The organism is Pseudomonas sp. Pso3, from assembly GCF_055393275.1.
Map to the genome: position 1 here is coordinate 1,075,661 of NZ_AP043687.1, position 18,861 is coordinate 1,094,521.

The 18,861-nt window shown below is 65.6% G+C and carries 19 protein-coding genes, 1 other RNA gene and 1 pseudogene; 8 read left to right on the forward strand and 13 right to left on the reverse strand.

Annotated features, from left to right (window positions below):
- Nucleotides 1-137: 137 nt before the first annotated feature.
- The 8 genes and pseudogenes from ACZ5R1_RS05035 to osmE form a co-directional block, all read right to left on the reverse strand.
- Nucleotides 138-1,118 (reverse strand): annotated as a pseudogene (locus ACZ5R1_RS05035) (cache domain-containing protein); the annotation flags it as partial.
- Nucleotides 1,119-1,281: 163 nt separating this feature from the next.
- Nucleotides 1,282-2,049: an ATP-binding cassette domain-containing protein gene (locus ACZ5R1_RS05040; protein WP_042137188.1), complete on the reverse strand. Its 768-nt coding sequence runs from the start codon at nucleotides 2,047-2,049 to the stop codon at nucleotides 1,282-1,284.
- The gene (locus ACZ5R1_RS05045; RefSeq protein ID WP_007162078.1) at nucleotides 2,049-3,131 is read right to left on the reverse strand and encodes an ABC transporter permease; all 1,083 of its coding nucleotides are present in this window, start codon (nucleotides 3,129-3,131) and stop codon (nucleotides 2,049-2,051) included. The genes ACZ5R1_RS05040 and ACZ5R1_RS05045 overlap by 1 nt, the downstream gene beginning before the upstream one ends.
- A 106-nt stretch (nucleotides 3,132-3,237) precedes the next feature.
- Nucleotides 3,238-4,266: a sugar ABC transporter substrate-binding protein gene (locus ACZ5R1_RS05050; protein ID WP_007162077.1), complete on the reverse strand. Its 1,029-nt coding sequence runs from the start codon at nucleotides 4,264-4,266 to the stop codon at nucleotides 3,238-3,240.
- 63 nt (nucleotides 4,267-4,329) lie between these two features.
- The gene (locus tag ACZ5R1_RS05055) at nucleotides 4,330-5,523 is read right to left on the reverse strand and encodes a maltoporin (protein WP_037008057.1); all 1,194 of its coding nucleotides are present in this window, start codon (nucleotides 5,521-5,523) and stop codon (nucleotides 4,330-4,332) included.
- Nucleotides 5,524-5,995: 472 nt separating this feature from the next.
- Nucleotides 5,996-7,831 (reverse strand): dihydroxy-acid dehydratase, encoded by a 1,836-nt coding sequence (gene ilvD, locus ACZ5R1_RS05060; RefSeq protein ID WP_027600792.1) that lies wholly within the window; start codon nucleotides 7,829-7,831, stop codon nucleotides 5,996-5,998.
- A 231-nt stretch (nucleotides 7,832-8,062) separates the two neighbouring features.
- Nucleotides 8,063-8,584 carry a hypothetical protein gene (locus tag ACZ5R1_RS05065; RefSeq protein WP_007162074.1) on the reverse strand — a complete coding sequence of 174 codons (522 nt, stop codon included), beginning with the start codon at nucleotides 8,582-8,584 and terminating at the stop codon, nucleotides 8,063-8,065.
- 192 nt (nucleotides 8,585-8,776) lie between these two features.
- Nucleotides 8,777-9,115: an osmotically-inducible lipoprotein OsmE gene (gene osmE, locus ACZ5R1_RS05070; RefSeq protein ID WP_007162073.1), complete on the reverse strand. Its 339-nt coding sequence runs from the start codon at nucleotides 9,113-9,115 to the stop codon at nucleotides 8,777-8,779.
- 279 nt (nucleotides 9,116-9,394) lie between these two features.
- Here osmE and ACZ5R1_RS05075 point away from each other — a divergent pair, with 279 nt between their 5' ends.
- On the forward strand, nucleotides 9,395-10,615 hold the full coding sequence (locus tag ACZ5R1_RS05075; protein WP_007162072.1) for an N-acetylmuramoyl-L-alanine amidase: 1,221 nt from the start codon (nucleotides 9,395-9,397) through the stop codon (nucleotides 10,613-10,615).
- The gene (locus tag ACZ5R1_RS05080) at nucleotides 10,612-11,016 is read left to right on the forward strand and encodes a hypothetical protein (protein WP_007162071.1); all 405 of its coding nucleotides are present in this window, start codon (nucleotides 10,612-10,614) and stop codon (nucleotides 11,014-11,016) included. The genes ACZ5R1_RS05075 and ACZ5R1_RS05080 overlap by 4 nt, the downstream gene beginning before the upstream one ends.
- Nucleotides 11,017-11,023: 7 nt before the next feature.
- On the opposite strand, the gene ACZ5R1_RS05085 is transcribed toward ACZ5R1_RS05080, so the two are convergent.
- Nucleotides 11,024-11,677: a sulfite oxidase-like oxidoreductase gene (locus ACZ5R1_RS05085; RefSeq protein ID WP_288407458.1), complete on the reverse strand. Its 654-nt coding sequence runs from the start codon at nucleotides 11,675-11,677 to the stop codon at nucleotides 11,024-11,026.
- Nucleotides 11,678-11,825: 148 nt separating this feature from the next.
- Here ACZ5R1_RS05085 and ACZ5R1_RS05090 point away from each other — a divergent pair, with 148 nt between their 5' ends.
- Nucleotides 11,826-12,062, forward strand: coding sequence for a DUF2171 domain-containing protein (locus ACZ5R1_RS05090; RefSeq protein WP_027600263.1), 237 nt, complete (start codon nucleotides 11,826-11,828; stop codon nucleotides 12,060-12,062).
- A gap of 65 nt (nucleotides 12,063-12,127) precedes the next feature.
- Here ACZ5R1_RS05090 and ACZ5R1_RS05095 read toward each other — a convergent pair whose 3' ends face one another.
- Genes ACZ5R1_RS05095 through ACZ5R1_RS05110 form a run of 4 tightly spaced genes read right to left on the reverse strand, consistent with a single transcriptional unit; the run spans nucleotide 12,128 to nucleotide 15,481 of the window.
- Nucleotides 12,128-12,700 (reverse strand): BON domain-containing protein, encoded by a 573-nt coding sequence (locus ACZ5R1_RS05095; protein ID WP_007162068.1) that lies wholly within the window; start codon nucleotides 12,698-12,700, stop codon nucleotides 12,128-12,130.
- Nucleotides 12,697-13,290, reverse strand: a complete 594-nt coding sequence (locus ACZ5R1_RS05100) for a phosphoheptose isomerase (protein WP_007162067.1) — start codon at nucleotides 13,288-13,290, stop codon at nucleotides 12,697-12,699. Before ACZ5R1_RS05100 ends, ACZ5R1_RS05095 begins: the two co-directional genes overlap by 4 nt.
- A 32-nt stretch (nucleotides 13,291-13,322) precedes the next feature.
- A complete protein-coding gene (locus ACZ5R1_RS05105) occupies nucleotides 13,323-13,697 on the reverse strand; it encodes a YraN family protein (RefSeq protein ID WP_007162066.1) in 375 nt (124 codons plus the stop codon).
- A complete protein-coding gene (locus tag ACZ5R1_RS05110; RefSeq protein WP_144957093.1) occupies nucleotides 13,694-15,481 on the reverse strand; it encodes a penicillin-binding protein activator in 1,788 nt (595 codons plus the stop codon). Before ACZ5R1_RS05110 ends, ACZ5R1_RS05105 begins: the two co-directional genes overlap by 4 nt.
- A gap of 123 nt (nucleotides 15,482-15,604) precedes the next feature.
- On the opposite strand from ACZ5R1_RS05110, the gene rsmI reads away from it, so the two are divergent.
- From rsmI to ftsL, 5 genes are all read left to right on the forward strand, one after another.
- Nucleotides 15,605-16,450, forward strand: a complete 846-nt coding sequence (gene rsmI / locus ACZ5R1_RS05115; protein WP_288407455.1) for a 16S rRNA (cytidine(1402)-2'-O)-methyltransferase — start codon at nucleotides 15,605-15,607, stop codon at nucleotides 16,448-16,450.
- Nucleotides 16,451-16,511: 61 nt separating this feature from the next.
- An RNA gene (gene rnpB / locus ACZ5R1_RS05120) (RNase P RNA component class A) lies at nucleotides 16,512-16,867 on the forward strand.
- 287 nt (nucleotides 16,868-17,154) lie between these two features.
- Nucleotides 17,155-17,610: a division/cell wall cluster transcriptional repressor MraZ gene (gene mraZ, locus ACZ5R1_RS05125; protein WP_007162063.1), complete on the forward strand. Its 456-nt coding sequence runs from the start codon at nucleotides 17,155-17,157 to the stop codon at nucleotides 17,608-17,610.
- A gap of 2 nt (nucleotides 17,611-17,612) precedes the next feature.
- The gene (rsmH, locus tag ACZ5R1_RS05130) at nucleotides 17,613-18,554 is read left to right on the forward strand and encodes a 16S rRNA (cytosine(1402)-N(4))-methyltransferase RsmH (protein ID WP_027600267.1); all 942 of its coding nucleotides are present in this window, start codon (nucleotides 17,613-17,615) and stop codon (nucleotides 18,552-18,554) included.
- A complete protein-coding gene (ftsL, locus tag ACZ5R1_RS05135; RefSeq protein ID WP_007162061.1) occupies nucleotides 18,551-18,844 on the forward strand; it encodes a cell division protein FtsL in 294 nt (97 codons plus the stop codon). The genes rsmH and ftsL overlap by 4 nt, the downstream gene beginning before the upstream one ends.
- Nucleotides 18,845-18,861 lie beyond the last annotated feature (17 nt).

Sequence of the window (18,861 nt, forward strand, 5' to 3'; positions counted from 1 at the left end):
GCGGCGCTGCGCTGCAGGACCTTCTGCGATTCGGCGTCCACGCTCTGGGCATGCTGGCGCACGCCGCCGATCAGGCCGTGCAGACTGGCCACGAATTGGTTGAAATGGCCGGCCAATCCGCCGACCTCATCGGTGCTCTGCACGGCGATACGGCGGGTCAGATCGCCCTGGCCGTCGGCGATCACCTGCAGACCGGTCGAGACCACGCCCAGCGGCCGGAGCAGATAGCTGCACAGCAGGTTGATGAGCAGCAGCGAGCCCCCCAGCACCACGGCCAGGATGGCGAGGCTGATCCACAGCTGGCGTTGCAGCGGCGCCATGAGCACGCCACTGTCGACGATCATCACCAGGGTTTCGCCATGGTGATTCATGGGCGCGGCATAGAGCCGCTGGCCGGCCGGGGTTTCCACATAGCGCTCGCCGGGTGCCTGGGCCAGGCGTTGGAGGGTGTCCGCGTCGAGCTGGGGAAAGAGCTCGGTGATCGGCTTGGCCAGCAGGGCGGCGTCTTCGTGGCCCAGGACGATGTTCTGGCCGTTGACCAGCACGGCACTGCCGGCGCCCGGCAGTTGCACGCGCTTGAGCTGGTCGAGGATGTCGCTGATGCTGACGTCCGCGCCAAGGATCGCGGTGGTCTTGCCCGCCGACTGCAGGGCCCAGCCCAGCGACAGCACGTTCTGCTTGGTCGCCGCCGCCACGGTGGGAATGGAAAAGAACACCTTGCCGGGATTCTGCTGCGCCTGCTGGTACCAGAGCCACTGGCGCGGATCGTTGTTGTCCGGCGGCAACTGGACGCCATTGGCATTGACCTGGCTGCCATCGCCGCGGGCATAGAAGACGTTGTCGAAGGCGCCGGAGTTCTTGACCTGATTGAGGCTGGCCGGAAGCTGGGCGTCCGGGGTGTCGGCAGCCAGGGCGCCCAGCGCCGCGGCCTTGCCGTCCAGCCACTGGCGAACTCCGCCGTTGAAGACGAAACTGACGGTCTTCAGCTGCTCGACCGTAGAGGCTTCCAGCGCCGTGCGGGTATTGAAGAAGTTGATGGCGGTGAGACCCACCCCCACGACCAGGACGGCCGCGGTGGCAGACAACGAGAGTTTCTGTTTCAACGACAAGGCAGGCACGGCGGGATGACTCCGACAATTAATTGTCCGACTTTATCGGTGCCTGCCGGAGATAACTTGAGCGGCCAGTCAGGTTTTTCCTGTGGAGCCGGATCAGCGGAGCTCGGGCCGGCCGCGGGTCTCCCAGTCGGCCGTGGCCGGGGAGACCCGGGGTCAGGCCTGCCTAGGCGGCGACCGTCTGGGCGCCGGTCATCAGCGCCACGGCGTCGGCCATGGAGTGCTGACGCGGATCGATCACCGTCAGGCGGCGACCCAGGCGATGGATGTGGATGCGATCGGCGATCTCGAACACATGGGGCATGTTGTGGGAGATCAGCACGATGGCGATGCCGCGGGCGCGCACGTCGAGGATCAGCTCCAGCACCTTGCGCGATTCCTTCACCCCCAGCGCCGCCGTGGGTTCGTCGAGGATGATCACCTTGGAACCGAAGGCCGCCGCCCGCGCCACGGCCACGCCCTGGCGCTGACCACCGGACAGGGTCTCCACCGCCTGGTTGATGTTCTGGATGGTCATCAATCCCAGTTCGGACAGCTTTTCCCGGGCGATGCGCTCCATTTCCTTGCGGTCCAGGGTGCGGCAGAGGGTGCCCAGCAGCCCCGGCTTGCGCAATTCGCGACCCAGGAAGAGGTTGTCGGCGATGGACAGCGCCGGCGACAGCGCCAGGTTCTGGTAGACCGTCTCGATGCCGGCCCGCCGCGCCGCGATGGGCGAGGCGAACTGCACCGGCTGGCCCTCGAAGCGGATCTCGCCTTCATCGGGCCGCAGGGCACCGGAGATGGCCTTGATCAGCGAGGACTTGCCGGCGCCGTTGTCGCCGATCACGGCGAGGATCTCGCCGGGCAGCAGGTCGAAGTCGGCGTGGTCGAGGGCGGTGACGCGGCCATAGCGCTTCACCAGGCCACGGGCCATGAGCAGGGGTTCGGTAGTCATCAGCTGGCCGCCTTTCTGATCCATTGGTCGATAGCCACGGCCGCGATGATGAGCGTGCCGATCAGCAGATAGGTCCACTGTACGTCGGTGCCCAGCAGCCGCAGGCCGAGGGCGAAGACGCCGACGATCAGAGCGCCGAACAGCATGCCGAGGATGGAGCCGCGGCCGCCGAACAGCGAGATGCCGCCGATCACCACGGCGGTGATGGACTCGATGTTGGCGAACTGCCCGGCGGTGGGCGAGACCGAGCCGATGCGGCCTATCAGCACCCAGCCGGCGAAGGCGCAGATGAGTCCGGACAGCCCGTACACGGTGATCAGCATGCGGCGGACGTTGACCCCGGCCAGCGCCGCGGCCTCGGGATCGTCGCCCACCGCATAGAGATGGCGCCCCCAGGCGGTGTGGTTGAGCACGTACCAGAGCAGGGCGACCAGCACCACCAGGGCGATCACGCCATAGGTGAAGACCGCGCCGCCCAGGCGGAAATTGTCGCCGAACACCTGCAGCAGCGGCGCGGTCGCGCCGATTTCCTGGGCGCGGATGGTCTCGTTGCGCGAATAGAGGAAGTTGGCCGCCAGCACGATCTGCCACATGCCCAGGGTGACGATGAAGGGTGGCAGCTTGATGCGGGCGATCAGCCAGCCGTTGGCCATGCCGCACAGGGTGCCCACCGCCAGGCCGCAGAGGATCGACAGCTCCACCGGCAGGCCGTAGCGGAAGGTGAACTGGCCCATGACCACCGAGGACAGCACCATGATGGCGCCCACCGAGAGATCGATGCCGGCGGTGACCACCACCAGGGTCTGGGCCGCGCCGACGATGCCGGTGATGGCGACCTGCTGCAGGATCAGGGTGAGGGCGAAGGCGGAAAAGAACTTGCCGCCCAGGAGGGCGCCAAAGATGCCCAGCGACAGCAGCAGCACCAGCAGCGAGACCGCCGAGGGGCGTGAATGCAGGAAGTGACGGAATTTGACCAGCGGGCTGCGCTCGTCACGGGCGAAGGAGGCGACCTCCGTGGCGCTGTGCTTGAGCACCTGTTCGAAGGGCTGGCCGGACGGAGAGGGTGAGGTCGGATCGCTCATGGCAATCTCCTGAAAGCGGGAAAGCGGCCGAGAGTCGATCGCCCGCACCCGGACCCGGAGGGCTCAGGCGGGGCGATCGGTCTCCTCTAGCGTAGACGAGGGGCCATCAGCCCCAGCATTTCTGCAGGGCGGTCTTGCTGTCGATGGACTGGATGCCGGGGACCGGCTTGTCCGTCACCAGCTTCACGCCGGTGTCGACGAAGCTCTTGCCCTCGGTCGGGGTCGGCTTCTTGCCGGTGTCGGCAAAGGTCTTGATCGCCTCGATGCCCAGGGCCGCCATCTGCAGCGGGTACTGCTGGGAGGTGGCGCCGATGACGCCGTCGGCGACGTTGTGCACGCCCGGGCAACCGCCGTCGATGGACACGATCAGCACGTCCTTCTCGCGACCCACGGCCTTGAGCGCCTCGTAGGCGCCGGCGGCGGCCGGCTCATTGATGGTGTGCACCACGTTGATGGTCGGATCCTTCTGCAGCAGATTCTCCATCGCGGCGCGGCCGCCTTCTTCGTTGCCGTTGGTCACGTCGTGGCCGACGATGCGCGGATCGGTCTCGTCGCCGATGCGGCTCTGATCCTTGGGGTCGATGCCGAAGCCGAGCATGAAGCCCTGGTCGCGCAGGACGTCCACCGACGGCTGCGAGGCGTTCAGGTCGAGAAAGGCCACCCGCGCATCCTTGGCCTTGTCGCCCAGGGTTTCCCGCGCCCATTGGCCGATCAGCTTGCCGGCCAGCAGGTTGTCGGTGGCGAAGGTCATGTCGGCGGCGCTCACCGGATCCAGCGGAGTATCCAGGGCGATCACCAGCAGGCCGGCTTCGCGGGCCTTCTGCAGATTGGGCACGATGCCCTTGGTGTCGGAGGCGGTGATGAGGATGCCCTTGGCGCCATCGGCGATGCAGGTCTCGATGGCGGCCACCTGGCTTTCGCTGTCGCCGTCGATCTTGCCGGCGTAGGCCTTGAGCGTCACCCCCAGCTCCTTGGCCTTGGCGGTGGCACCTTCCTTCATCTTCACGAAGAAGGGATTGGTATCGGTCTTGGTGATGAGGCAGGCGGAGACAGGGGCTGCCTGGGCGGTGCCACTGGCCAGGGCGGCGGCCAACAGGCAACCGGCGAAGGACGCGAGGGAGACGGTTCTTTTCATTGTTGTGCGCTCGGGTTCAGAGACGGGAAGGCGACCGACAGCGCGTCGGTCGCCGTGGAGCTGTTACCACCACTGCTCGATCTGGAAGCCGACGTTGGAGCCGTGCAGATCGTTGCCGAAGGTACCGGTGCTCGACAGCGCGGAGCCGGCGTCGAATTCATCGGCCGCCTGCTGGGCTGCCCGGTTCCAGGCGGCATAGGTGTAGAACAGGCGGAATTCGGGACGCGACTTGAATTCCGGACCCTTGGGCGACCAGGTGGGTGCCAGCGTCAGCTTGGTCAGCTTGCGGGTACCACCCGGGGCCTGCACCTGGTCATGACCCAGTTCGGTGGAGAACTTGAACTGGTCGCTGATGCCGTAGACCAGACGGCCACCCAGCGAGGTCCAGCGCAGGTCGTTGCCATTGGGACGCTCGTCCTTCTGGTAGACCGCGGCGATCTGGCCACCCCAGTAACGGCTGATCTGCCAGTCGAAGTAGTCGACGACGCGATAGGAGACGTCGGCGCTGCTCAGGGTGGGATCGCCGGTGCTGCCCAGGGCGGTGCCCGGACCCTGGCCGCGCTGCACGGCAAAGGTGTTCACGCCACCCCAGCCCATGAAGTTGGCCTGCTTGTGCTGCAGCGTCACCGCGACACCACTGTTGGCATTGGGCTGGTTGCTGGGCTTGTCCAGGTAGCTGACGCCGATTTCCAGCGAGCCATTGGGGTTGGTGTTGAAGCCGGCGACGTTGAAGTCGATGCGGTTCTGGAAGTCCTTCTGGTTCTGGTTGTCCTTGCGCGAGAAGGCCAGGCTGTACTTGAGGCCGCCGATGTTGACGTCCTCGATACCACCGCCGGTGGCGCTCTGGTTCCAGTAAAAGAAGTCGGAGATGTGGATATCGTTACGCTTGTAGTAACGGCGACCGGCCCAGAGGTTGCCGCCGTTCAGCGCGGCGATGTTGTTCCAGTAGGCATAGGCCTGGACCGCGCGGATCTCGCCGTTGTCGCCATTGAAGGTCGGGGTGCGATCGTACCTGTTGAAGAAGCTGCCCATGCCATAGACGCCGATTGCCGAGCCGTCGTCCAGATTGAAGACATTCTGCTTCAGCGCCAGCTCGCCGTACTGCTCGCACTCGTTGCCCAGACGGTACTTGGACTGGGCACCCTGCAGCTTGAAGCAGCGCATGGAGTCGGAACCGGAGGAATCACCGAGGCCGGTACGGAAGTAACCGGTGGTTTCCAGGGCGTTAGCCGCAGGAATCAGCAGAAGAGTGCTCATCAAGGACGCGACCGAAACCCTGGCCAAGGGCATAGCCTTTTTCTTATTCATTTATGTTCCCTATTTATTGTTGTTGTGTAACTCAGTGCCTGGCCTGCACCTGACCCGCCGTGCTCCAGCGGAAGATCGACATAGGTGTGACCATTGGAACCCAACCTGACTACAAACTTATCGCTGAATCAATTCAGCGGCAGACGGAGGGTAGCCTTTGATCACTCAACGGCCTAGCGGCTCGATTACAGCGATGTGTGAGCTGAATCACAAGCTGTGCTTCTACAAAAATAGCAAGCCAAGCAACTGTGAAACCCCTCTGGAATGGGGTCATGGCGAGGACTGCTCCTGCTGAAGAAGCCATAGGCGAAGCGCAGAGAAAGGAGCGCAAGCGGAAGGGCGGAATAGAGCGGGAGAGCAGGAGGGAAGGTGGGGCGGAGCGTCCGGGCGACGACGGATGCCGTCGCCCGGAGGGCGCGAATCAGCCCAGCAGGGCCTTGTCGCGCACGCCGCCCTTGTCGGCGCTGGTGGCCAGCAGGGCGTAGGCCTTGAGTGCGGTGGTCACGCGGCGGGCACGGGGTTGTGCCGGCTTCCAGCCCAGCTTGTCCTGCTCGATGCGGCGGTGGGACAGCTCTTCGTCGCTCACCAACAGGTTGATGCTGCGCTGGGGGATGTCGATGAGCACCTTGTCGCCGTCGCGCACCAGGCCGATGGCGCCACCCGCTGCCGCTTCCGGCGAGGCATGGCCGATCGACAGGCCCGAGGTGCCGCCGGAGAAGCGGCCGTCGGTGAGCAGGGCGCACTGCTTGCCCAGGCCCTTGGACTTCAGGTAGCTGGTGGGGTAGAGCATCTCCTGCATGCCCGGGCCGCCCTTGGGCCCTTCGTAGCGGATGATGACGATGTCGCCGGCCTTGACCTCGTCGGCGAGGATGCCACGCACGGCGGCGTCCTGGCTCTCGAACACCTTGGCATTGCCTTCGAACACATGGATGGATTCATCCACGCCGGCGGTCTTCACCACGCAGCCGTCCAGGGCTATGTTGCCGTAGAGCACCGCCAGGCCGCCTTCCTGGGAATAGGCATGGGCGACCGAGCGGATGCAGCCCTCGGCGCGATCGTCGTCCAGGCTGTCATAGCGGGTCGCCTGGCTGAAGGCTTCCTGGGTCGGGATGCCGGCCGGACCGGCGCGGAAGAAGGTCTTCACCGCCTCGTCCTGGGTCAGGGTGATGTCCCAGTGCTCGATGGCTTCGCCCAGGGTCCGGCTGTGCACGGTGGGCAGGTCGGTATGCAGCAGTCCGCCACGGGCCAGTTCGCCCAGGATGCTGAAGATGCCCCCGGCGCGGTGCACGTCTTCCATGTGGTATTTCTGGATGTTCGGCGCCACCTTGCACAGCTGCGGCACCTTGCGCGACAGGGCATCGATGTTGCGCAGGTCGAAGTCCACCTCGGCTTCCTGGGCGGCGGCCAGCAGGTGCAGGATGGTGTTGGTCGAGCCGCCCATGGCGATGTCCAGGGTCATGGCGTTCTCGAAGGCCGCATAGGAGGCGATGTTGCGCGGCAGCGCCGACTCGTCGTTTTCCTGGTAGTAGCGGCGGCACAGCTCGACGATGGTGCGGCCGGCCTGCAGGAACAGCTCCTTGCGGTCGGCGTGGGTGGCCAGGGTCGAGCCGTTGCCGGGCAGGGCCAGGCCGAGGGCCTCGACCAGGCAGTTCATGGAGTTGGCGGTGAACATGCCCGAGCAGCTGCCACAGGTGGGGCAGGCGCTGCGTTCGTATTCGGCGACCTTCTCGTCGCTGGCCGAACTGTCGGCGGCGATGACCATGGCGTCCACCAGGTCCAGGCCGTGACTGGCCAGCTTGGTCTTGCCGGCTTCCATGGGACCGCCGGAAACGAATACCACCGGGATGTTCAGGCGCAGGGCGGCCATCAGCATGCCGGGGGTGATCTTGTCGCAGTTGGAGATGCACACCAGGGCATCGGCGCAGTGGGCATTGACCATGTATTCCACGGCGTCGGCGATGATCTCGCGACTGGGCAGCGAATAGAGCATGCCGTCGTGGCCCATGGCGATGCCGTCGTCCACGGCGATGGTGTTGAATTCCTTGGCCACGCCGCCGGCCTTCTCGATCTCGCGGGCGACCAGCTGGCCGAGATCCTTGAGGTGGACGTGGCCCGGCACGAACTGGGTAAAGGAGTTGGCGATGGCGATGATGGGCTTCTTGAAGTCTTCGTCCTTCATCCCGGTGGCGCGCCAGAGCGCCCGGGCGCCAGCCATGTTGCGGCCCTGGGTGGAGGTTTTCGAGCGATAGTCAGGCATGAAGCGTCTCTCCGAGGCGGCTTTCTAGATCACGGTTCTGGTCATCGTGAGCGCAGACGAGGCACGGTGCAAACGCGGAGTGACGGTTGCCGGGCCGGAGGGCGGCAACGCCATGCGGGATCTCCACAGGGGGTGCCAGGGCTCACGAACCCGCCGGAGGATGCTGGCGGAGGGGAGTCTGGATCATACACCCGGGCGCCAGCACTGCACAGCAGGCCGGCGCCGGACGGATCAGGGCGCTTCCTGTTCGCCGTCGGGGGCGTCTTCCAGGTATTCGTCCATGGGCTCCTGGCCGGCCAGGGTCTTGAGACTCAGGTCCACGGCTTCGGGCAGGGTGATGTCGACGCGCTGCTGGTCGCTGCCTTCCAGCGAGGATTCGTAGCTCAGCGCATGGCGCAGGTGACCGTTCTCGAGGATGGCGCCGACGCTGGCCAGCTGGGCGGCGGCTGGCGCCAGGCGTTCGAGGGCGGCCTTGGGCCAGGTGGCCTCGACGGTCGCGTTGCAGGTATAGAAGCCCGCTTCGCCGCTGTCCGAGGGTTCTTCCTGGGTCTTGATGTCGACCAGCGAGACCTGGCCGGCTTCCAGCGCGGGCTGGCCGGCGGCGATGTCGTCCGCATAGATCTCGTTGATGGTCTGGGCGTATTGCTGACGGACCAGCTCGGCGGTCTTGGCCGCATCGCAACTGTAGTCATAGCCACCGCAGCCAGTCAGGGAAAGCACCGCAGCTGTGAGTATGAGGTGACGTCTGGACATGCCTGAATTCCTTGGAACGATGGGTAGAGCCTGGCGGCGCTGGCCGCGCCTGCGTCGATCCACAGTGCAGGAGGTTGGCGCAGCGGTCGGGGATGGCGAGGGCCCATGGTGCTGCCGCTCGCCCATCCTGTCCATCAGACGCCGCCAGCGTCCTTCAGGACACCCGGCCTGGCTGGCCGGTCAGTGCCCGGCTCAGGCGCGGTCGGCGCTTTCGCAGGTTTCGAAGTCCTTGCTGTCGACGCGGTTCATGCTGTCGAAGCCGATCGAATAGACCTGCTCCTTGCCGTCCTTGTTGAGCACATAGTTGTTGCAGGTGCCGGGGCGGTACTTGCGGGTATAGGTGCTCGACGGGGTACCGCCGATGCGCAGCACGTCAGCCTTGCTCATGCCCTTGTCCACCTGCTTCACCAGGGGTTGCTCGCGAAATTCGACGCGGCCCACGGTGTAGTCGGCGGTGTTCTTTACCGAGGCGCAGCCCGCCAGCACGGTGCCAGCCAGCAGGGCGGTCGCGACTGCAATCTTCTTGTTCATGGTGTGATCCCTTCAAAGGCGGAAGTGCCTGACACTTCGACGATGGCGGCGCCGATAAATTCGCTCTCCGTCGCACTTCTCGCCGTTTGCCGCTTTGACGGATCACCCACTGGCGACGGCAAGTGACTGTATCTAAAGCTGATTCTGCAAACGAACGCTATGCCCCCGTTTTTTAAGGATTATTTTGTCCGAACGGCAGTTGACAGGGGCCAGGCGGCAGGCGATCTTTAGCGTTATGTTGTAACTTCCCAGCCGTTTCTCGTTTCTCGCGAGGACCTCATGAATCGCCGTCGTCTGCTCAATCTGATCCTGGCTGGCATGACCTTGCCCGTCGGGTTGCCGGCGTTCGCCGCCCGGCAGCAACTCAAGGGTGCCCGGGCCTGGCAGGATGCCGACAAGCTCCGCCTGGTGTTCGATCTCACCGGGCCGGTCCGCTACAAGACCTTCACCCTGGTCGCGCCGGACCGCATCATTCTCGATCTCGCCGATACCCAGGCGCCGGCGGTACTCAATCATCTCGCCCTGCAGGGGTCGCCGGTGCGCGCCGTGCGCAGCGCCCACTACGGCGCCCAGGACACCCGGGTGGTGCTGGAACTGGCCCATCCGGTGGAGGTGGAGAGCTTCATCCTCGGTCCGGGCGAAGGCGCGGCCAATCGCCTGGTGCTGGATCTCAAGCGGGCCGGGGCGCCGGCGGTGGCTGCGCGCAAGCCGGTCGACGCCGAGCCGCCGCTGGAGGTCAAGCGCGGCAAGGGCCTGGCCACGGGTCGCGACATCATGGTGGTGGTCGATGCCGGTCACGGCGGCAAGGACCCGGGAGCGCTGAGCGCGCGCGGTGATCGGGAAAAGGACATCGCCCTGATCGTGGCGCAGAATCTGGCGCGGCGGATCAATCTGCAGAAGGGCTTCAAGGCCAAGCTGGTGCGCAACGACGACTTCTTCGTGCCGCTGCGCAAGCGCGTCGAGGTTGCCCGCAGCTACAACGCCGACATGTTCGTCTCGGTGCATGCCGATGCCGCGCCACGCCGCACCGCCTACGGTGCCTCGGTCTATGCCCTGTCGGAGCGGGGCGCGACCTCCACCACGGCGCGCTTCCTGGCCGACAGCGAGAACAACGTCGACCTGATCGGCGCCAACGAGATTCTCAAGGGCCGCGACCCCATGCTCGCCGGCGTGCTGCTGGACATGTCGATGAACGCCACCATCTCGTCGAGCCTGGACCTGGGCCACAAGGTGCTGGGGCAATTGTCGAGCATCACCAACCTGCACCAGAAACGAGTGGAGCAGGCGGGCTTCGCTGTGCTCAAATCGCCCGACATCCCCTCGATCCTGGTCGAGACGGGCTTCATTTCCAATGATCGCGATTGCCGACGCCTACTCGACAGTCGCCACCAGAAGCAGCTGGCCGATTCCATCTTTGCCGGACTGCATGGCTATTTCCAGGAGCGCCCCCCGCTGGGCACCTACCTGGCCAGCCTCAAGAACACCCAAGGAGTGACATGAGTTTGCAAGACAAGGCGCGTCGTTACTGGCGCGTGGTGGTGCTGGTGATAGGTGCGCTCTGTGTCGTGGCCGGGTTGATCGGCTACGGTCAGGGCGGTGGCGACAAGCAGGGCAGTGCCCAGGAAGGCTTCGTCAACAAGGTCTGGCAGATCAAGACCAGCAACAGCATCGAGCCGGGAATGCTCTACGTCTTTCTCAGCGATGGCACCCTGGTGATGGCCTCGCCGAGCAGCCAGCCCTCCCTGGGCCGCTGGACGCGCACCGAGAAGGGCCTGAACCTGATCGAGGAAGGCATCACCTATCCCACGGAAATCCTCAGCCTCTCGCGCGACGAATTCCGTATCCGCAGCCTCAATCCCGGCGATCCGGTGGAGCTGCAGCTGGCTCCGGCGGCGCGTTGAGACGCCCTCAGGCGTCGTCGGCGTAGCGCTGTTCCTGCCAGGGGTCGCCGCGGTCGTGATAGCCGCGCATTTCCCAGAAGCCCGGCGTGTCGCCGACCCGGAAGTCGATGCGCCTGAGCCACTTGGCGCTCTTCCACAGATAGAGGTGCGGGATCATTGCCCGCACCGGCCCGCCGTGCTCGGCGGTCAGCGGCTGGCCCTCCCAGCTGTGGACCAGCATGGCACCGGGTGCGGCGAAATCCGCCAGCGGCAGGTTGGTGATGTAGCCGTCGTAGCTGTGCAGGAGCACATGGGTCGCCTCGTCCTGCGGCTGCACCTCGTCGAGCAATTCGCTTACCGGCAGGCCGATCCAGTGATTGTCATAGCGTGACCAGGTGGTGACGCAGTGCATGTCGCTGACGGCATGGGTGGTCGCCCGCGCCGCGAAGGTCTCCCAGTTCCAGCGCAGCGTCCTGCGCACTGCGCCGGTTACCGCCAGTTGCCAGCGCTCCCGGCTGACCTCCGGCCGCACCCCCAGATCCAGGACCGGCCAGTTGCTGACGCGATGCTGGCCGGGCGGCAGCCGCTCGCTTTCCGGACGGGCACTCTGGCCGGTGAGGAAACGGCCCTCCTGGGCCCAGCGTTCCTTGGAACGGATCAGCTTGCTTGGCTCATCGCTCATCGAGGGATCCTCTTCACGGGTCGTGGGTTTTTGACCGCCATGATGGCCTTTCGTCGGCACAGGCCGAACCCAGACGGCTTCTTGCGCCTCCTATCCTGCAGGCACTCAGAGAGGCGCCTCCTTTTTCTTAACCTGCCGGAGAACGACCATGGTAGATGCAACCCAGATCAAAGAGCATGCGGAAGTCGTCGGTTCGGACGGCCAGCACGTAGGCACCGTCGACCATATGGAAGGCGCCGATCGCATCAAGCTGACCAAGCGCGACCAGGACGCCCAGGGCAAGCACCACTACATCCCGCTGAGCTGGGTCCAGTCCGTGGAAGGCAGCCAGGTGCGCCTGGTCAAGACCCGTGACGAAGCCGAGCGCGAGTGGCAGGCCGCCTGAGGCACTTGGCACAGCAACAAAAAGCCCCGCACTGGCGGGGCTTTTTGTTGGCCGGCGAATAGCGATCAGTTGATGTATTCGAACAGCTTGACGATGCGCTGCACGCCCGAGACGCTCTGGATCAGCTGCACGGCGTGGGCGGCTTCCTGCTGGGTCACCAGGCCCAGGAGGTAGACGATGCCGTTTTCGGTGACCACCTTGATGCGCGAACCGGGGATGTCCTCGTCGGCGAACATCTGGGTCTTGATGCGGGTGGTCAGCCAGGAATCGTTGCTGCGCGCCAGCAGCGAGGAGTTGCCGGTCACCTGCAATTCGTTGTGCACGGTCTTGACCCGCTGCACGCTGCGCACGGCCTGTTCGGCCTGCGCCTTGAGATCGGCCCGCGGCGTCTGGCCAGCGATCAGCACCACGCCGTTGTAGCTCACCACCACGATGTGCGAGCTGGCGAGATCGGCATTGGCCTTGGAGATGTTGACCGACGCCTTGGTCTCGATCAGGGCATCGTCCACGGTGCTGCCCAGGGTACGGGTACCGCGGTTGTCGTCGATGGGCTTGTCGCGGCTGGCGGTGACCACGTTGCTGCAGCCGGCGACCGCAAAGGACAGCGCCAGGATGGCGAGCAGAGGAGCCTTCTTCATTCTTCGCTTCCAAACAGTTGCTGATCGATCTGGTCGCACAGGCAGTGGATCACCAGCAGGTGCACTTCCTGGATGCGGGCGGTGACCTTGGCCGGCACGCGGATCTCGACGTCTTCGGGCAGCAGCAGGGAGGCCATGCCACCGCCGTCGCGGCCGGTGAGGGCGACCACGGTCATCTCGCGGTCGTGGGCGGCCTGGATCGCCTGGATCACGTTGGCCGAGTTGCCGCTGGTGGAGATGGCCAGGAGGATGTCGCCCGGCTGACCCAGGGCCCGGATCTGCTTGGAGAACACCTCGTTGTAGCTGTAGTCGTTGGCGATGGAGGTCAGCGTCGAGGTGTCGGTGGTCAGGGCCAGGGCCGGCAGGCTGGGACGCTCGCGCTCGAAGCGATTCAGCAGTTCCGAGGAGAAGTGCTGGGCATCGCCGGCGGAACCGCCGTTGCCACAGGTGAGAATCTTGCCTTCGTTGAGCAGGGCCGCAACCATGACCTGGCTGGCCAGATCGATATGCGGAATCAGGACTTCCATGGCCTGACGCTTGGTTTCGATGCTGTCCCGGAAGAGTTTCTGGATGCGGGCGTGGGTGTCCATCGCGATATCTTTGACCTGTGCTGTAGAGGGCCTCAGGCGTCGAAGGCCTGTTTGATCCATTCGAGTGCCTGAGGGGATGCGTCGGCCCCGGGGCCGATCGCGATCACGTCGAAACGACAGGGCCGCTTGGCCCAGCGCGCTTCGGATTGCAGAAAGAGGGCGGCGCTGTTGACCAGTCGCTGCCGCTTGCGGGCATCTATGCTTTCCGCGGCGCCGCCCCAGGCGGTATGCCTGCGGGCGCGTACCTCGACGAATACTACTGTATCGCCGTCGAGCATGACCAGATCGAGCTCGCCACCCTGCCAGCGCCAGTTGCGGTCTAGCAGGCGCAGACCGCGCGTCTGCAGGAACTGCAGCGCGCGATCCTCGGCCTGCCGGCCGCGCTGGAGGTGCGGCGCCTGCTTCACGGGGTGCTGAGCGAGGCCGGCACGCTGGTGGTGGGCAGCGGCGCATTGCTGGCCGGCAGCGGCTGGGCCACGCCGTTGCGGAATTCCGCCCAGGGCAGGTGACGCACCACGCGCTGATCGGGCGCCACGCTCAGGTTGCCGGACAGGCCGGGCAGCTCGGAGTTGGGCAGGGCCTTGAGCTGCTGCAGATGCAGCGCCAGCAGGTAGGCGTCGGCGCCCATGGCGTAGAGGCGACCGATGCTGGTGCCGGCCTGGGGCCACTGGGCGGTGATCTTGGCGCGCAGCGGATTGCTCGGGTCGAGCAGCCAGGGCGTTTCGCAGAACAGGATGCCGTTGAGATCCTGGTTCACGCCGGGTTCATTGACCCCGCTGTTGAGGTTGGAGGTGGCGTACACCGGCAGATCGCGGGCGTTCTGGTAGACCAGGATCGGCTTGATCTGACGGGCCTGGGCCGGCGTCGAGGCGAGGAAGATGAAGTCCATGCCCTGGCGCATCTGCAGCAGGCTGCTGATGCGATTGGCGATCTCGACCGGCTGGCCGATGCGCTCGGCGGCGACCAGGCGACCGCCCAGTTGCTGCCACTCGTTCTGGAAGGCAGCCAGCACGCGGGCACCCCAGTCACCCTGGGGCACCATGGCGCCGGCACTGCGCTTGCCATCGGCCCAGGCACGGCGCGCGGCTTCGCGGGCCTCGTCCTCGGCGGCCAGGCCGAACTGGAAGAGTTGCGGCGGCTGAGCGCCCTGGCTGTCACCATAGTTCAGCGCCAGGGTGTTGATCGGCAGCTGCGGGCGATCGCCGAGCTGCTTGACGAAGTTCTTCTCCAGCGGACCCACCACCAACTGGATACCGGCGGCCTGGGCCTGGCGGTAGAAAGCGTCCAGCGAGCCCATCTGGGTGCTGTCGTAGACGGTCACGGTCGGCGCACTCTGGCCGGCGGCCAGGGCTTCGTAGCGGGCGGCCATGAAGCCGTCCTGCAGCGCGCGGGAGACGCCGGCGAGCTGACCCTGCAGGGGCAGCAGCAGGGCGACGCGATTGAGCGGTTCCCGGGCCAGGGTCTTCAGGCGCTCCAGATCATCGGGCAGGTTGCGCGCGGCGGGATGGCCGGGGTGCTGCTTCTGCCAGTCCTCGATGGCGGCCAGCTGCTGATCCAGCGCCAGGTTACCACGGGTGATGGCGGCCAGCGCCAGCCAGCCATTGAGATCGGCGTCCTTCACGCTCTGGCGCAGTTGCGCATCCGGCAGGCTGGTGATCAGTTGCCAGATCTGCTCGCGATTGTCGTGGGCGGCATCGCCGTCCAGCAGCGGACCGAGAAAGATCCGCTCCTGGGCGGCGGCGAGCGGCTGGCCGTTGGCGGCCTGGGCATCGGCCTTGGTCAGGCCGCTGCGGATCTGCTGCTGGGCCGGCAATTCGCCCAGCTGGGCGAAACTCGGATGGTCGAAGCGCTTGACGGCTTGCGCCGGCTGCTTGTCGAGCAGGTCGAGCTGGGCCAGCAGGGTCTGGGCGAACATCTGCTGGGCCGGCTTGAGGCCTTCGAGATTGATGGAGCCCAGGATCTGCCGCGCTTCGCGGGCGTTCTGCTGGGCATAGGCCTTGTCGGCGGCGGTCAGGCGCAGCAGATTGGCCTGCTCGGACTGACTGGAGCCGGCCTGGTTCAGCAGTTGCTCGATGCTGGCCTGGCTGGGCTGGGGCAGGTCGCCGAGGGAGTTGTTGACGGGCGAGCTGCTGCAGGCGGCGAGCAGGGCGAAGGCGGTGGCGCAGAGCAGCGGACGCAGGCGGAACTTCATGCTGTGGTTCCTGAGCAAATGTCTGGAAAGGGGGCGATTGTCTCACAGCACCCAAGCGCTGCGAACGCCGAGGGCGAGAGCGGCGTACACTGTTGGGCTATTTCCAGTCCGTCAGGTTTCATCATGATTTCGCCGGGTACTCTTTATGTGGTTGCCACGCCCATCGGCAACCTGGACGACATCACCTCCCGCGCGCTCAAGGTGCTGCGCGACGTGGCCCTGATCGCCGCCGAAGACACCCGTCATTCGGCGCGCCTGCTACGCCATTTCGGCATCGAGACGCCCCTCGCGGCCTGCCACGACCACAACGAGCGCGATGCCGGTGGCCGCTTCATCACCCGGCTGCTGGCGGGGGACGATGTCGCCCTGATCTCCGATGCGGGCACGCCGCTGATTTCCGATCCGGGTTTCCATCTGGTGCGGGCAGCGCGCGCCCAGGCCATCAAGGTCTCGCCGATACCGGGCGCCTGCGCGCTGATCGCGGCGCTGTCGGCAGCCGGGCTGCCCTCGGATCGCTTCAGCTTCGAAGGCTTCCTGCCCGCCAAGGCGGTGGGCCGGCAGGGGCGACTGGCGGCCCTGCGCGAAGACCCGCGCACCCTGATCTTCTACGAGGCGCCTCATCGGCTTGAGGATTGCGTGGCCGACATGGTGAGCACCTTCGGGCCTGAACGGCACATCGTGCTGGGTCGCGAATTGACCAAGACCTTCGAGACCCTGCGCGGCCTGCCCGCCGGCGAGCTGCTGGCCTGGATCCGCGCGGATCTGGATCAGCAGCGCGGCGAGTGCGTGCTGCTGGTGGCCGGTTGGGCGGCGCCCGAGGACGCCGAGGTCGATGCCGAGACCCTGCGCATCCTCGATCTGCTGCTGGCCGAGCTGCCGATCAAGCGCGCCGCCGCCCTGGCCGCCCAGATCACCGGCGCGCGCAAGAATCTGCTCTATCAGCTGGCGCTGGAGCGCAAGGGCGAGTAGGGCGAATTAGTGGGCATCTTTCCTTGTTATCCGCCCCCAGTTTCTATACCCTTGCGCCGCGAGAGCCGACCGGGCAGTCGCTGTCGTGATCCGCAAGGGTTGCGAGGGAGGAAAGTCCGGGCTCCATAGGGCGAGGTGCCAGGTAACGCCTGGGAGGCGTGAGCCTACGGAAAGTGCCACAGAAAATAACCGCCTAAGCGCGCAAGCGCCGGTAAGGGTGAAAAGGTGCGGTAAGAGCGCACCGCACGGCTGGCAACAGTTCGTGGCTAGGTAAACCCCACCTGGAGCAAGACCAAATAGGAATCCATAGGCGTGGCCCGCGCTGGATTCGGGTAGGTCGCTAGAGGCAATCAGCGATGGTTGTCCCAGAGGAATGACTGTCCTCGACAGAACCCGGCTTACAGGTCGGCTCTCGCACCCCCTCCCTCCTGGGCCCCTGCGCCCGGGCTTGTGACCTCTTCTTCAGACATCACTTTAATCAATTGAGCCAATCAATTGACTTCATTTCCGTTTGTCGGAAATCGATGTCGTTCGTCCTGGTCGTGAACTCGTGCAATTTGCTCGAAATCCCCGTCCCACGCGGCCTGGGAACCCCTCGCTTACCTTGACTGAAAGCGGCCCTCCTCAATATAGTGGCGGCCGGTGGTACGAAGTGGGGCGAAGTGGGATTTAATGGCAAGGACAGCCTATTAGAGGACGCGAAATTGTTCCGGGGAGCGAACGCCATCAGTCTCGACGCCAAGGGGCGCGCCGCGATGCCGAGCCGGTATCGTGACGAGCTGCTGGAGCGTTGTGCCGGCCAGCTCATCGTGACGATCGATGCCGTCGACCCCTGCCTTTGCGTCTATCCACTCCCGGAATGGGAAATCATCGAAAGCAAGCTGCGGCAGTTGCCCTCGCTACGCGAGGAGACTCGCCGCTTGCAGCGCTTGCTGATCGGCAATGCGGTGGATCTGGAGCTCGACGGCAGTGGCCGCTTCCTGGTTCCGCCGCGCCTGCGTGAATACGCCAAGCTGGACCGGCGCGTGATGCTGGTCGGGCAGCTCAACAAGTTCCAGTTATGGGATGAGGATGCCTGGAGTGCCGTGTGCGACGCGGATCTCCTGGCGATTAAGGAACCCGGCGGTATGCCGGATGAAATGCGCGATTTGATCCTGTGACCATGAACCCAGTCTTCCACCACGTCTCCGTTCTCCTGGACGAGGCCGTACAGGCATTGGCGATCCAGCCTGCCGGCCGTTATCTGGACGGCACCTTCGGCCGCGGCGGACACAGCCGGGCCGTGCTGCGCCTGCTGGGTGGAGAAGGGCGGCTGCTGGGTTTCGACAAGGATCCCCAGGCGATCGCCGCCGGCCAGGCCCTGGCCACGGAAGACCCGCGATTCGAGATCGTCCAGCGCAGCTTCGCCGAGCTGGGCGATGAACTCGTCGGCCGGGGCTGGTCCGGTCAGGTCGATGGCGTGCTGCTGGATCTGGGCGTGTCCTCGCCCCAGCTCGACGATCCCGAGCGCGGTTTCAGCTTCATGCAGGACGGCCCCCTGGACATGCGCATGGATCCGAGTCGGGGGCAGAGCGCCGCCGCCTGGATCGCCACCGCGCCCGAGGCCGACATCGCCCAGGTATTCAAGGAATTCGGCGAAGAGCGTTTCGCCAAGCGCATGGCGCGTGCCGTGGTGCAGCGCCGCGAGGTCCAGCCCTTCGAGCGCACCGGCGACCTGGCCAAGGTGCTCACCGAGGCCAATCCGGCCTGGGAAAAGGGCAAGCATCCCGCGACGCGCGCCTTCCAGGGTCTGCGCATCTACATCAACCGCGAGCTGAGCGATCTGGAGCAGGGCCTGCAGGCCGCTTACGAGCAGCTGGCCGTGGGTGGCCGGCTGGTGGTGATCAGCTTCCACTCGCTGGAAGATCGCATCGTCAAACAGTTCATGCGCCGGCTGGCCAAGGGCGAGGCCGATCAGTTGCCGCGCGACCTGCCGATCCGCGCCACGGTCTTCGAGCCCTCGCTGCGCCTGCTGGGCAAGCCGGTCTATGCCGGCGAAGCCGAACTGGCCGCCAATCCCCGCGCGCGCAGCGCCGTGATGCGCGTTGCCGAGAAGCTGAAATGAGCCGGCTCTTCGTCAAGAAACTGCCCCTGGGCAGCAGCGTCATGCTGGTGCTGTTCGCCGGTGTGCTGCTGTCGGCGGTGGCCGTGGCCTATAGCGCCCACTGGAATCGCCAGCTGCTCAACACCCTCTATGGCGAAATGGCCATCCGCGACAAGGCCCAGGCCGAATACGGCCGGCTGCTGCTGGAGCAGAGCACCTGGACCGCCCACAGCCGCGTCGAGGCCCTGGCCAGCGGCCAGCTGCAGATGCGCATCCCCGATCCGGCCGAAATTCGGATGGTCAATCCGTGAAAGGCCTGATCGCGCGC

Coding starts and splice junctions, on each gene's coding strand:
- ACZ5R1_RS05040 (WP_042137188.1), bottom strand. CDS start 2,049: ATGACTACCGAACCCCTGCTCATGGCCCGTGGCCTGGTGAAGCGCTAT.
- ACZ5R1_RS05045 (WP_007162078.1), bottom strand. CDS start 3,131: ATGAGCGATCCGACCTCACCCTCTCCGTCCGGCCAGCCCTTCGAACAG.
- ACZ5R1_RS05050 (WP_007162077.1), bottom strand. CDS start 4,266: ATGAAAAGAACCGTCTCCCTCGCGTCCTTCGCCGGTTGCCTGTTGGCC.
- ACZ5R1_RS05055 (WP_037008057.1), bottom strand. CDS start 5,523: ATGAGCACTCTTCTGCTGATTCCTGCGGCTAACGCCCTGGAAACCACC.
- ilvD (WP_027600792.1), bottom strand. CDS start 7,831: ATGCCTGACTATCGCTCGAAAACCTCCACCCAGGGCCGCAACATGGCT.
- ACZ5R1_RS05065 (WP_007162074.1), bottom strand. CDS start 8,584: ATGTCCAGACGTCACCTCATACTCACAGCTGCGGTGCTTTCCCTGACT.
- osmE (WP_007162073.1), bottom strand. CDS start 9,115: ATGAACAAGAAGATTGCAGTCGCGACCGCCCTGCTGGCTGGCACCGTG.
- ACZ5R1_RS05075 (WP_007162072.1), top strand. CDS start 9,395: ATGAATCGCCGTCGTCTGCTCAATCTGATCCTGGCTGGCATGACCTTG.
- ACZ5R1_RS05080 (WP_007162071.1), top strand. CDS start 10,612: ATGAGTTTGCAAGACAAGGCGCGTCGTTACTGGCGCGTGGTGGTGCTG.
- ACZ5R1_RS05085 (WP_288407458.1), bottom strand. CDS start 11,677: ATGAGCGATGAGCCAAGCAAGCTGATCCGTTCCAAGGAACGCTGGGCC.
- ACZ5R1_RS05090 (WP_027600263.1), top strand. CDS start 11,826: ATGGTAGATGCAACCCAGATCAAAGAGCATGCGGAAGTCGTCGGTTCG.
- ACZ5R1_RS05095 (WP_007162068.1), bottom strand. CDS start 12,700: ATGAAGAAGGCTCCTCTGCTCGCCATCCTGGCGCTGTCCTTTGCGGTC.
- ACZ5R1_RS05100 (WP_007162067.1), bottom strand. CDS start 13,290: ATGGACACCCACGCCCGCATCCAGAAACTCTTCCGGGACAGCATCGAA.
- ACZ5R1_RS05110 (WP_144957093.1), bottom strand. CDS start 15,481: ATGAAGTTCCGCCTGCGTCCGCTGCTCTGCGCCACCGCCTTCGCCCTG.
- rsmI (WP_288407455.1), top strand. CDS start 15,605: ATGATTTCGCCGGGTACTCTTTATGTGGTTGCCACGCCCATCGGCAAC.
- rsmH (WP_027600267.1), top strand. CDS start 17,613: ATGAACCCAGTCTTCCACCACGTCTCCGTTCTCCTGGACGAGGCCGTA.
- ftsL (WP_007162061.1), top strand. CDS start 18,551: ATGAGCCGGCTCTTCGTCAAGAAACTGCCCCTGGGCAGCAGCGTCATG.